The organism is Pseudomonas sp. H3(2019), assembly GCF_007713465.1.
Taxonomy (GTDB): domain Bacteria; phylum Pseudomonadota; class Gammaproteobacteria; order Pseudomonadales; family Pseudomonadaceae; genus Aquipseudomonas.
On record NZ_VMSG01000026.1, the window covers coordinates 81,534 to 93,921 of the forward strand.

The following is a 12,388-nucleotide window of genomic DNA, read 5'->3' on the forward strand; positions in this document are numbered from 1 at the left end:
CTCTACTTTGGTGCGGTAAATTGTTCACGCCCGTTTTTGGGCACGATTCCTCTCCAGACGTGTCTTGAATCATCTTTTAAAACGCTTGTTCGGGACTCTGGTTCGGAAATTGCTACTTTCATAAGGTCTTACGCTTTCCAGTAACAATAATTTCGCGCCACAAGCGCTCATATTGGTTCTTAGGGATTTAATAATGAAAAAAGCATTGCTGACCCTTTCTGCACTGGCGTTGTGCATGGCCGCTGGTTCCGCACTGGCCAAGGAATACAAAGAACTGCGTTTTGGTGTTGACCCTTCCTACGCTCCGTTCGAGTCCAAAGCGGCCGACGGCAGCCTGGTGGGCTTCGACATCGATCTGGGCAACGCGATCTGCGCCGAACTGAAGGTCAAGTGCAAATGGGTCGAAAGCGATTTCGACGGCATGATTCCGGGCCTCAAGGCCAATAAATTCGACGGCGTGATCTCCTCCATGACCGTCACCGAAGCCCGCGAAAAAGTCATCGACTTCTCCAGCGAGCTGTTCTCCGGCCCGACCGCTCTGGTCTACAAGAAAGGCTCCGGCATTTCTGACGTGGCTTCGCTCAAGGGTAAAAAAGTCGGCTACGAGCAAGGCACCATCCAGGAAGCCTACGCCAAGGCCGTGCTGGACAAGGCTGGCGTGACCACTCAGGCCTACGCCAACCAGGATCAGGTCTACGCCGACCTGACTTCCGGTCGCCTGGACGCCTCGATCCAGGACATGCTGCAAGCGCAGCTGGGCTTCTTGAAGTCGCCACAAGGTGCTGCTTATGAAGTCAGCAAGCCGGTCAACGATCCTTTGCTGCCAGCCAAAACAGCTGTCGGTATCTCGAAAGGTAACAAAGAGCTCAAAGCCCTTCTCGATAAAGGTATCAAAGCGTTACACGATGATGGCACCTACGCGACCATTCAAAAGAAACACTTCGGTGATCTGAATCTGTACAGCGGCAAATAATGCCCGGCGCCCATCCTCGTGATGGGCGCTTTTTTCACGCTATCAGGTTGCAGATTTTATGTTCGAACAACTGTTACAAAACCTCGGGCTTTCTGCCTTCAGCTTGAAGGGCTTCGGTCCGCTGCTGATGCAAGGCACCTGGATGACCATCAAATTATCGGTGTTGTCGCTGCTGGTGGCCGTGTTGCTCGGCCTGCTCGGCGCCACCGCCAAACTCTCCAGCGTCAAACTGCTACGGGTTCCCGCCCAGGTCTACACCACCCTGATTCGCGGCGTGCCGGACCTGGTACTGATGCTGCTGATTTTCTACAGCCTGCAAACCTGGCTGACCTCCCTTACCGACCTGATGGAATGGGAGTACATCGAAATCAACCCGTTCAGCGCCGGGGTCATCACCCTGGGCTTCATCTATGGCGCGTATTTCACCGAGACCTTTCGCGGCGCGATCCTCGCTGTCCCACGGGGTCAGGTCGAAGCCGCCACAGCTTATGGCCTCAAGCGCGGCCAGCGGTTCCGCTACGTGGTGTTCCCGCAAATGATGCGCTTCGCCCTGCCGGGTATCGGCAACAACTGGATGGTAATGCTCAAGGCCACCGCGCTGGTGTCGATCATCGGCCTGGCGGACCTGGTCAAAGCGGCTCAGGACGCCGGTAAAAGCTCCTATCAACTGTTTTACTTCCTGGTGCTGGCCGCCTTGATTTACCTGCTGATCACCAGCGCTTCGAACTTTGTCCTGCGCAGGCTTGAACGCCGTTATGCCGCCGGTGCCCGGGAGGCCGTACGATGATCGAACTTCTACAGGACTACTGGAGACCGTTCCTTTACACCGACGGTTACCACATTACTGGCCTGGCAATGACCATGTGGTTGCTCAGCGCTTCGATCTTCATCGGTTTCCTGGTGTCGATCCCGCTGTCGATTGCGCGGGTTTCCAACAAACTTTACGTGCGCTGGCCGGTGCAGTTCTATACCTACCTGTTCCGTGGCACACCGCTGTATATCCAGCTGCTGATCTGCTACACCGGGATCTACAGCCTGGCCGCGGTCCGTGCGCAGCCGGTGCTCGATGCGTTCTTTCGCGATGCGATGAACTGCACCATCCTCGCCTTTGCCCTGAACACCTGCGCCTATACCACGGAGATTTTCGCCGGGGCGATTCGCAGCATGGCCCATGGCGAAGTCGAAGCGGCCAAGGCCTACGGCCTGACGGGCTGGAAGTTGTATGCCTACGTGATCATGCCGTCAGCCCTGCGTCGCTCGTTGCCGTATTACAGCAACGAAGTGATCCTCATGCTGCACTCGACCACCGTGGCCTTCACCGCTACCGTCCCGGACGTATTGAAAGTGGCGCGGGATGCCAACTCGGCGACCTTTTTGACCTTTCAATCGTTCGGCATTGCCGCACTGATTTACCTGACCGTCACCTTTGCGCTGGTCGGCCTGTTCCGACTGGCCGAACGCCGATGGCTGGCGTTCCTCGGGCCGACTCACTAGGATTTTTTTCAAATGCGCCACCAGATCCATGACCTGCTTGCCCCACTGCCGGGCACTGCACGACAGATCCACAGCTTCCACTTCGGCCCGACCCAGGCCAAAGGCAAGATCTATATCCAGTCCTCGCTGCATGCCGACGAAATGCCCGGCATGCTGGTGGCCTGGCACCTCAAACTGCGCCTGGCCGAGCTCGAAGCCGCCGGCCGTCTGCGCAGCGAGATCGTGCTGGTGCCCGTGGCCAACCCGATTGGCCTCGAACAAGTGCTGATGGACGTGCCATTGGGCCGCTACGAGCTGGAAAGCGGGCAGAACTTCAACCGCTGGTTCGTTGACCTCGGTGAAGAAGTCGGTAACGAGATCGAAGGGCAACTCAACGACGACCCGCAACACAACCTTGAGTTGATCCGCAGCGGCCTGCGCAATGCGCTGGCTCGGCAAACCGCCCGCACCCAACTGCAATCCCTGCGCCTGACCCTGCAAACACTGGCCTGCGATGCCGACATGGTGCTGGACCTGCATTGTGATTTCGAAGCCGTCGCACACCTGTACACGACGCCCGAGGCCTGGCCGCAAGTCGAGCCACTGGCGCGCTACATCGGCGCCGAAGCCAGCCTGCTGGCCACCGACTCCGGTGGTCATTCGTTCGACGAGTGTTTCACTCTGGTCTGGTGGCAAATGCAGGAGCGCTTCGGTGAGCACTTCGACATTCCGCTGGGCAGCTTCTCGGTGACCGTCGAATTGCGTGGTCAAGGCGACGTCAATCATCCGCTGGCCAGTCTCGACTGCCAGGCGCTGATCGACTACCTGATTCATTTCGGCGCCATTGAAGGTGAAGCCGCGCCCTTGCCCGAACTGCCCTACCCTGCCACTCCACTGGCCGCAGTAGAACCGGTTGCAACCCCGGTCGGCGGTTTGCTGGTGTACCACGTGCTGCCGGGCGAGTACCTGGAGGCAGGACAACTGATCGCTGAAATCATCGACCCGATCGGCGACCGCGTGACCCCGGTTCACTGCGCCAACGCCGGCCTGCTCTACGCCCGCTCGACTCGCCGGATGGCCACTGCCGGCATGGTGATCGCCCATGTTGCCGGGCTCGAAGCCTATCGCACCGGTTACCTACTTTCGCCTTGAGGATGCATGCCCCATGTACAAACTGACCATCGAAGGCCTGCATAAATGCTACGGCACTCATGAGGTGCTCAAAGGTGTTTCGCTCAAGGCCAAGACCGGTGACGTGATCAGCCTGATCGGCGCCAGCGGCTCGGGCAAAAGCACCTTTTTGCGCTGCATCAACTTTCTCGAACAACCCAACGACGGCGCCATGAGCCTGGACGGCAAGCAGATTCGCATGATCAAGGACCCCCATGGCATGCGGGTGGCCGACGAAGCCGAGCTGCAACGAATCCGTACCCGCCTGGCAATGGTGTTCCAGCACTTCAACCTGTGGAGCCACATGACCGTGCTGGAAAACATCACCATGGCCCCGCGCCGGGTGCTGGGGGTCAGCAAGAAGGACGCCGAAGATCGCGCCCGGCGTTATCTGGACAAGGTCGGCCTGGCGGCGCGCGTGGCGGAGCAGTACCCGGCGTTCCTGTCGGGCGGTCAGCAACAACGTGTTGCCATTGCCCGCGCACTGGCGATGGAGCCGGAAGTCATGCTGTTCGACGAACCGACTTCGGCGCTGGACCCGGAACTGGTAGGCGAAGTGCTCAAGGTGATCCAGGGTCTGGCCGAAGAAGGCCGGACCATGATCATGGTGACCCACGAAATGAGCTTCGCCCGCAAGGTTTCCAATCAGGTGCTGTTCCTGCATCAGGGACTGGTAGAGGAAGAAGGGGCACCTGAAGACGTGCTCGGTAACCCGAAAAGCGAACGCCTCAAGCAATTCCTCAGCGGCAACCTCAAGTAACCCCTCCCCCTTGTAGGAGCAAGGCTTGCCCGCGATGGGCACAATGCGGTCCATCAGATAAACCGCGTTATCGTTCATCGCGGGCAAGCCTTGCTCCTACAGAGTGCGAGGATCAAGCCGATCGGAAAAAATCAGGCAACCGGCGCGGGGGGCGGCTTATCCGGCAAGGTAGGTTCGCCAGGCTCACCAGGTTCGGTCGGTTGTTCGTTCGGGGTATCGGGGTCGGGTTGACCAGGGATTCCGCCGGCCAGCGTGACAGGCGGATGCGCCAGCAAAGACCAGGCCAGCAGGCCCACTTGATTGGGCTCAAGCCTTGCCAGTTCGGCACTTATTCGCGGATCGATCTTCATGAAGCACTCCTGAGCGATGGCCCGATACGCCTTGCGCGCATCGGAGCAGTACACCCCATAGAGTGTACGCCCGCTCAGGAATTCCAACGGTTTGTCAGACGGCTGACTCAGGTACGCGGCAGGGTCACGCCACGCTGGCCCTGGTACTTGCCGCCACGGTCCTTATAAGACACTTCACACTCTTCGTCCGACTCGAAAAACAACATCTGTGCCACGCCTTCGTTGGCGTAGATCTTCGCAGGCAAGGTGGTGGTGTTCGAGAACTCCAGGGTCACGTGACCTTCCCACTCCGGCTCCAGCGGCGTGACGTTGACGATGATGCCGCAACGAGCGTAGGTGCTCTTGCCCAGGCAGATCGTCAGTACATTGCGCGGAATACGGAAGAACTCGACGGTACGCGCCAGCGCGAAAGAGTTTGGCGGAATGATGCACACGTCGCTTTTGACGTCGACGAAGCTCTTCTCATCAAAATTTTTCGGATCGACAGTCGCCGAATTGATGTTGGTGAACACCTTGAATTCATCGGCGCAACGCACGTCATAGCCGTAGCTCGATACACCGAAGGAAATCAGCCGGTCGGCGCCTTCGCCACGCATCTGGCGCTCTACGAAGGGCTCGATCATGCCGTGCTCTTGCGCCATGCGGCGAATCCACTTGTCCGATTTGATGCTCATGGCGGGGTGTCCTGAATAGCGAGGTGGAAAAATTCTGTCCGGCATCTTACCGGGGCGCGCCGCCGGTTCAAAGTCCGCGGCACAATTCTCGCCGATCCCCCACGATTTCCGGGCCTTCGCGGCAATACAGAGCACCGTCAGTCATGAAAACAGAGAAACCTTCGCAAAGACCATTGGCACGTTCAGGAAAAAGGGTTAAGGTGGCGCCACTGTGCTGCTTGTGTCACTGAGAATCTCTACACGATATGTTGAATTTCGATCCAACCATCTACAAGAATTTTTCCTGCTCTTTGCACTCAGTCTCGGCCAGGGTTCTTCCTGAGTCGCAGTTATCTTTGTTCAAGGAGTTACACCATGTCTAATCGCCAAACCGGTACCGTTAAGTGGTTCAACGATGAAAAAGGCTTCGGCTTCATCACTCCACAATCCGGTGACGACCTGTTCGTTCACTTCAAAGCTATCCAATCCGACGGCTTCAAAAGCCTGAAAGAAGGCCAACAGGTTTCTTTCATCGCTACCCGCGGTCAGAAAGGCATGCAAGCTGAAGAAGTTCAAGTTATCTAACTTGTCCTGATTCAGTAAAAAGCCCCGCCCTCAAAAGCGGGGCTTTTTTGTGCCTGTGTGTTTTTACCGACCCTGCCAAATATCGCGAGATTTTCATTCGCCCACTGAAGACTTATTCTGGAAACAGCCTCAACAGGAAGCGGCAACGTGACTGACGCCAACCATGAAACCGAAACCCCGGCGCAAATGCGCCGAACCACGCTCTACCTGACCCTGGCCCAGGTTCCGGAAGGTAAAGTGGTGAGTTACGGTCAGCTCGCCGAACTGGCAGGCCTGGGGCGGGCCGCGCGCTGGGTGGGACGCACGTTGAGTCAGTTGCCCGGCGACACCAAGCTGCCCTGGCATCGCGTATTGGCTGCCGGCGGTCGCCTCAGCTTGCCAGCGGGAAGCCCCTCAGGCGATGAACAGCGGGCACGCTTGCGCATGGAAGGTGTCAGCATCCTGAACAATCGTGTTGATATTCAGCGTCATGGCTGGCGCCCGGTAGAGCACAGCGGTTAGAGTGCGCGCTTTGTTTTCGCAATTTTGAGGCAGACTCCAGCCCATGCCCCGTAAAACCTGGCGCGCCGCGCTCGCTGCTTATGCCAGCCCCTCGACGCTCGTACTGTTGCTACTGGGTTTCGCCGCCGGCCTACCCTACATGTTGGTGTTCTCAACGCTTTCCGTCTGGCTGCGTGAGGCCGGCGTGGCCCGTGAAACGATTGGTTATGCCAGCCTGATCGGGCTGGCGTACGCGTTTAAATGGGTGTGGTCGCCACTTCTCGACCAATGGCGCCTGCCATTACTCGGCAAACTCGGCCGACGACGTTCCTGGCTGGTCCTGGCGCAAATACTGCTGGTCCTCGGCCTGATCGGCATGGGTTTCTGCGACCCGCAAAAACACCTGTCCTGGCTGATTGCGATTGCCGTTCTGGTCGCATTCGCCTCCGCCACCCAGGATATTGCCGTCGATGCCTATCGCCTGGAAATTGTCGACGACACGCGCCAGGCTGCATTGGCCGCTAGTTATATGTCCGGTTATCGGGTCGCGGCTCTCCTGGCAACAGCGGGCGCACTGTTCATTGCCGAAGGTTTCGGCTCCACCGGGTTCAACTACAAACACTCGGCCTGGACCGGCACCTACGCGCTGTTCGGCCTGCTGATGATCCCGGCGCTGGTGACCAGCCTGCTGATGCGCGAGCCTCCCGTGCCGCTGCGTACCCAGCTGTCCGCCGGGCGCTACAGCTTTGTGCACCAACTCGCGTCGGTATTCGTACTCATCGTTTTGCTGGTATCCGTACCCGCGATGTTTACCCAGCTCTACAACACTGATTTCGCCAGCGTCATCACGGGCGCCATGAGCCCATTGGATCTGCTGCTGGAAGATCGGGCATTTCTACGAGCGCTGCTCTACATCATCCTGACCAGCCTGTGCCTCTCCACCATGGGCCGCCGCGGCCTGGCCCCGGTGCTGACGCCCGTCAACGACTTCGTTGTCCGCTACCGCTGGCAGGCCTTTCTGCTGCTGGGTCTGATCGCCACCTATCGAATGTCTGACACCGTCATGGGCGTGATGGCCAACGTGTTCTACATCGACCTGGGCTTCACCAAGGATCAGATCGCCGGCGTCAGCAAGATCTTCGGCCTGATCATGACCCTGATAGGCGCCGGCATGGGCGGCCTGCTGATCGTGCGTTTCGGAATCCTGCCGATTCTGTTCATCGGCGGGTTTGCGTCAGCCGCCACCAACCTGTTGTTTGTGATGCTCGCCGACATGGGCGCCAACCTGGAGATGCTGATCGTCACCATCTCCCTCGATAACTTCAGTTCGGGCATGGCCACCTCGGCCTTCGTCGCCTACCTGTCGAGCCTGACCAACCTGAAGTTTTCCGCGACCCAGTACGCCCTGCTCAGCTCGATCATGCTCCTGCTGCCACGCCTGATCGGCGGCTACTCTGGAGTCATGGTGGAAAAATACGGTTATCACAACTTCTTCATCATCACGACACTGCTTGGCGTGCCGACCCTGCTGCTGATCGCCCTGCACTGGTTCCAGGAAAGCCGTCGCGAAGGTCCGACACCTACGCCCGAGCCTGCCCAGACCACCACCGCCGTCGAAGAATCATAGCCCCTTGAGTGCGGAGTTTTCTCCGCACTCAAGCCACGCCGCCGGCCGCAATCCTGTACGCCAGCAAATCTCACCCGTACAATGCTTCGTCATTTCTAGTCTTCAGCAACCGACAACGGCCTACCATGCGCACCAGTCAATTTTTGCTCGCCACACAGAAAGAAACGCCTTCCGATGCGGTCGTCGTCAGCCATCAGCTGATGCTGCGCGCCGGCATGATCCGCAAACTCGCCTCCGGCCTGTACACCTGGCTGCCGATGGGCTTGCGAGTGATGCGCAAGGTCGAAGCCGTCGTTCGTGAAGAAATGAACGCCGCCGGCTCTCTCGAAGTGTTGATGCCGAGCACTCAACCGGCTGAGCTGTGGCAGGAATCCGGTCGCTGGGAAGAGTACGGCCCTGAACTGCTGCGCTTCAAGGATCGTCACGGTCGCGACTTCTGCGCCGGCCCGACTCACGAAGAAGTGATCACCGACCTGATGCGCAACGAGTTGAGCAGCTACAAGCAGCTGCCGATCAACCTGTACCAGATCCAGACCAAATTCCGTGACGAAATCCGCCCACGCTTCGGCCTGATGCGCGGTCGCGAGTTCATCATGAAGGACGCCTACTCCTTCCACGCTGATCAGGCATCGCTGCAGGTCACTTACGACCGCATGCACCAGGCCTACTGCAACGTGTTCACCCGTCTGGGCCTGAAGTTCCGCCCTGTAGAAGCTGACAACGGCTCCATCGGTGGCGCCGGCTCCCACGAGTTCCACGTACTGGCCGAATCCGGCGAAGACGACATCGTCTTCAGCAACGGTTCCGAGTACGCAGCGAACATCGAGAAAGCCGAAGCCGTGCCACGGGAAACCTCGCGCGCCGCACCAACCGAAGAACTGCGACTGGTCGACACCCCGAACGCCAAGACCATTGCGCAACTGGTCGAAGGCTTCAATCTGCCAATCGAAAAGACCATCAAGACCCTGGTGGTTCACGCCGAAGAGCAAGGCAAGCTGATTGCCCTGATCATCCGTGGCGACCACGAACTGAACGAAATCAAGGCCGCCAACCAGCCTGGCGTCGCCAGCCCGCTGGTCATGGCCTCCGAAGCCGAACTGCGTGACGCCATTGGCGCCGGCGCCGGCTCCCTTGGCCCGCTGAACCTGCCACTGCCAATCATCATCGACCGTTCCGTCGAGCTGATGAGCGACTTCGGCATCGGCGCCAACATCGACGACAAGCACTACTTCGGCGTGAACTGGGAGCGCGATCTGCCAGTACCGACCGTTGCCGACCTGCGTAACGTCGTGTCCGGCGACCCGAGCCCTGACGGCAAAGGCACCCTGGAAATCAAGCGCGGCATTGAAGTCGGGCACATCTTCCAGCTGGGCAACAAGTACAGCAAAGCGATGAAGTGCGAAGTACTCGGCGAGAACGGCAAGCCGGTAACCCTGGAAATGGGTTGCTATGGCATCGGCGTGTCCCGCGTGGTGGCTGCGGCCATCGAGCAGAACAACGACGAGAAAGGCATCATCTGGAGCGACGCCCTCGCGCCATTCCAGATCGCCCTGGTGCCGCTGCGCTACGAAACCGAGCAGGTTCGCGAAGCGACCGACAAGCTGTACGCGGAACTGACCGCTGCCGGCTTCGAAGTACTGCTGGACGATCGCGACAAGAAAACCAGCCCGGGCATCAAGTTCGCGGACATGGAGCTGATCGGCATTCCTCACCGGATCGTGGTCAGTGACCGCAGCCTTGCCGAAGGCAACCTGGAATACAAGAGCCGTACCGAGGCCGAGCCGCAAGCGCTGCCGGTCGCTGACGTACTGTCGTTCCTTCAGGCTCGTATCCGCCGCTGACACCAGATAGAGAAGTCATGTTCAAGCGAAACACCTTAAGCCTCGGTGGTGCCGCCCTGTGCGGCACCCTGTTGCTCAGCGGCTGCGCCAATCAGATGTCACAACGCAGCGAGCACGAGGAACGCATCGAGCGAAAGCTGCTCGATCACAGCCTGCAGATCGATGTCGGCGAGCCTAAGGTGCTTGAGCTGCCGCAACGCCGGGTACGGATCCACGAGCAGAAGACCTTCGAAGTCACTGAGTACGATGTCACCCGGCGCTACGATCGCTACACGCCTTACCAACCCTGGCGCAAGGTCTACGAGATTCCATTGGGCGCGGTGACTTTGGTGGCCGGCGTCGGCGCGAACATTGCCAACGTGTTCGCCCTTGGCAACTTGCCAGACAGCATGACCAAGGACTGGATCAGCAATGGCATTGCCGGCCTCAACCCGTTCATGAACATACAGTCCCGTGGTCGCGCACAACAGAACCTGGCCGGCATCGATGAAGTCCAGCGTGATAAGCGCATGGAGTATTCGAGCCTGCCATGGAGTGAGCGCCCGGTAGAGGTCAAGGCCGGCACGCAGACCTTCGAGCTCACCACTGACCGCAACGGCGTGTTGCGCTTGAATCTGCTCGACAGCCCGTTCGCGGAGCAGGACCTGAATCGTATCGGCAAACTGCAGATTACTGTTGAAGATGCTCAGGACGATGTGCACACCGACTCGTCCCTGACGATCAGCAGCACCTTGCGCAGCAAGCTGCTGGAAGCTCATACGCTGATTTACGACGACCTCGAAGACGACGAAGTGAGCCAGTGGGTACACCGGGTCAAACGCCTGTCGGAGCTGGGCCTGGAAGAAGAAGCCAGCGAGCTGGAACAAAGCCTGATCGAACTGACCCGCAACGATCCCGAGTTGCAAAGCGAGTTTCTCAAGTCGCTGACCAAGGATGCCGGGCGTTTGGTGGCGGATCCAGGACCGAATTAAAGCTTAAAAGCATCGCGGGCAAGCCTTGCTCCTACACACAGCGCCTGGCTCTGTAGGAGCAAGGCTTGTCCGCGATGGGACCCTACCGCTCAAACAGATCCAACTGCTCAAAGCCGCCACGCAGATCCTGCAAGCGCACGCCAATCCCCAGCAAACGCACGGGTTTTCCACCCCGATTGAACGCCTGAGTCAGCAACAACTGATAGCTACCCAGGTCACGCCCTGCCCCGGCCTGCTCCAGTGTCGTCTGGGTAAAATCATGGAACTTCACTTTGACGAACGGCTTGCCCGGCCGGTAGCTGCTATCGATCCGCGCCATACGCCCGTTCAGGCTTTCCAGCAGGTCCGGTAGCTTATCCAGGCAACTGACCAGATCCGGCAGATCCACATCGTAGGTATTTTCGACACTCACCGACTGCCGACGGCTGTCGTTCTGCACCTGCCGATCATCGATCCCACGCGCCAGACTCCACAGACGCTCGCCAAAACTGCCAAATTCGCGCACCAGCGCCAGCTTGTTCCAGTCACGCAACTGCAGGCAATCGGCAATACCGAGCTTCGCCAGCTTGTCGGCAGTGACTTTGCCGACACCATGCAGCTTGGTCACCGGCAACTGTGAGACAAAGTCCTCGACCTGATCCGGCGTAATCACAAACAATCCGTTGGGCTTTTTCCAGTCACTGGCGATCTTCGCGAGAAACTTGTTTGGCGCCACACCCGCCGAGACGGTGATATGCAGCTGATTGGATACCCGGCGCCGAATGTCCTGAGCAATTCGCGTGGCACTGCCAGCGAAATGCGTGCTTTCGGAGACGTCGAGGTACGCTTCATCCAGCGACAGTGGCTCGATCAGGTCGGTGTAATCGCGAAAAATCGTCTGGATCTCTTTCGAAGCTTCTCTATAGGCATCCATGCGCGGCTTGACGATGACCAGGTCCGGGCACAGCTTCAAGGCGTGCCGTGAGGACATGGCCGAGCGCACCCCGTAAGCCCGCGCTTCATAGTTGCACGTCGCAATAACCCCGCGATGATCCGCCGAACCACCCACCGCCAGCGGCTTGCTCGCCAGAGTCGGGTCGTCACGCATCTCGATGGCGGCATAGAAGCAGTCACAATCGACGTGGATGATTTTGCGCTGAGTCATATAAGGCGGTGTTCAATGAAGGAAAAAGGACTACGGCGAACCGGATCGCCAGTATCTCACTGACAACTGTATATAGCACCAGTGCTTTGATTCTTCTCTACTCGCGGTAGGAAACGCCTTCACTGGATTTATTTTTTCAATCGACCCTAGCCCGCCAATAGAGCTGAAAGCCTTACGCAGCAAGCCCTCAAGCCCTATTCGACCTCCCGACTGATACGCTAAGCGATTGAACAGGAACAGATTTTTCTCAATTAGCAATTGACAGCCCGGCGATCCTCTGTAGAATGCCGACACACAGACGCGGGATGGAGCAGTCTGGTAGCTCGTCGGGCTCATAACCCGAAGGTCGTCGGTTCAAATC

At 58.6% G+C, this 12,388-nt stretch carries 13 protein-coding genes; 10 read left to right on the forward strand and 3 right to left on the reverse strand.

Going from position 1 to position 12,388, the window contains the following annotated elements; genetic code table 11:
• Window positions 1-193: 193 nt before the first annotated feature.
• Genes FPT12_RS22835 through FPT12_RS22855 form a run of 5 tightly spaced genes read left to right on the forward strand, consistent with a single transcriptional unit; the run spans window position 194 to window position 4,376 of the window.
• Complete coding sequence (locus FPT12_RS22835) at window positions 194-973, forward strand: transporter substrate-binding domain-containing protein (RefSeq protein ID WP_145020364.1); 780 nt, start codon at window positions 194-196, stop codon at window positions 971-973.
• Between the two features lie 58 nt (window positions 974-1,031).
• On the forward strand, window positions 1,032-1,760 hold the full coding sequence (locus FPT12_RS22840; protein WP_145020367.1) for an ABC transporter permease: 729 nt from the start codon (window positions 1,032-1,034) through the stop codon (window positions 1,758-1,760).
• Window positions 1,757-2,467: an ABC transporter permease gene (locus FPT12_RS22845; protein ID WP_145020370.1), complete on the forward strand. Its 711-nt coding sequence runs from the start codon at window positions 1,757-1,759 to the stop codon at window positions 2,465-2,467. Before FPT12_RS22840 ends, FPT12_RS22845 begins: the two co-directional genes overlap by 4 nt.
• A 12-nt stretch (window positions 2,468-2,479) precedes the next feature.
• Window positions 2,480-3,598, forward strand: a complete 1,119-nt coding sequence (locus FPT12_RS22850; protein ID WP_145020373.1) for a succinylglutamate desuccinylase/aspartoacylase family protein — start codon at window positions 2,480-2,482, stop codon at window positions 3,596-3,598.
• A gap of 13 nt (window positions 3,599-3,611) precedes the next feature.
• Window positions 3,612-4,376 carry an ABC transporter ATP-binding protein gene (locus tag FPT12_RS22855; protein WP_145020376.1) on the forward strand — a complete coding sequence of 255 codons (765 nt, stop codon included), beginning with the start codon at window positions 3,612-3,614 and terminating at the stop codon, window positions 4,374-4,376.
• Window positions 4,377-4,507: 131 nt separating this feature from the next.
• Here the strand turns inward: FPT12_RS22855 and FPT12_RS22860 are convergent, their stop codons facing one another.
• Together FPT12_RS22860 and dcd are read right to left on the reverse strand one after the other, a co-directional pair.
• Window positions 4,508-4,726, reverse strand: a complete 219-nt coding sequence (locus FPT12_RS22860) for a hypothetical protein (RefSeq protein ID WP_071551564.1) — start codon at window positions 4,724-4,726, stop codon at window positions 4,508-4,510.
• A 107-nt stretch (window positions 4,727-4,833) separates the two neighbouring features.
• Window positions 4,834-5,400 (reverse strand): dCTP deaminase, encoded by a 567-nt coding sequence (gene dcd, locus FPT12_RS22865; protein WP_019692149.1) that lies wholly within the window; start codon window positions 5,398-5,400, stop codon window positions 4,834-4,836.
• A gap of 354 nt (window positions 5,401-5,754) precedes the next feature.
• On the opposite strand from dcd, the gene FPT12_RS22870 reads away from it, so the two are divergent.
• From FPT12_RS22870 to FPT12_RS22890, 5 genes are all read left to right on the forward strand, one after another.
• Window positions 5,755-5,964, forward strand: coding sequence for a cold-shock protein (locus FPT12_RS22870; protein WP_002554837.1), 210 nt, complete (start codon window positions 5,755-5,757; stop codon window positions 5,962-5,964).
• A gap of 186 nt (window positions 5,965-6,150) precedes the next feature.
• The gene (locus tag FPT12_RS22875) at window positions 6,151-6,465 is read left to right on the forward strand and encodes an MGMT family protein (RefSeq protein ID WP_256676841.1); all 315 of its coding nucleotides are present in this window, start codon (window positions 6,151-6,153) and stop codon (window positions 6,463-6,465) included.
• A 43-nt stretch (window positions 6,466-6,508) separates the two neighbouring features.
• Window positions 6,509-8,071, forward strand: coding sequence for an AmpG family muropeptide MFS transporter (locus FPT12_RS22880; protein ID WP_145020382.1), 1,563 nt, complete (start codon window positions 6,509-6,511; stop codon window positions 8,069-8,071).
• 125 nt (window positions 8,072-8,196) lie between these two features.
• Window positions 8,197-9,912 carry a proline--tRNA ligase gene (locus FPT12_RS22885; protein ID WP_145020385.1) on the forward strand — a complete coding sequence of 572 codons (1,716 nt, stop codon included), beginning with the start codon at window positions 8,197-8,199 and terminating at the stop codon, window positions 9,910-9,912.
• A 17-nt stretch (window positions 9,913-9,929) separates the two neighbouring features.
• Complete coding sequence (locus FPT12_RS22890) at window positions 9,930-10,883, forward strand: hypothetical protein (RefSeq protein ID WP_145020388.1); 954 nt, start codon at window positions 9,930-9,932, stop codon at window positions 10,881-10,883.
• 82 nt (window positions 10,884-10,965) lie between these two features.
• Here FPT12_RS22890 and dinB read toward each other — a convergent pair whose 3' ends face one another.
• Window positions 10,966-12,027 (reverse strand): DNA polymerase IV, encoded by a 1,062-nt coding sequence (dinB, locus tag FPT12_RS22895; protein ID WP_145020392.1) that lies wholly within the window; start codon window positions 12,025-12,027, stop codon window positions 10,966-10,968.
• Between the last annotated feature and the right edge of the window lie 361 nt (window positions 12,028-12,388).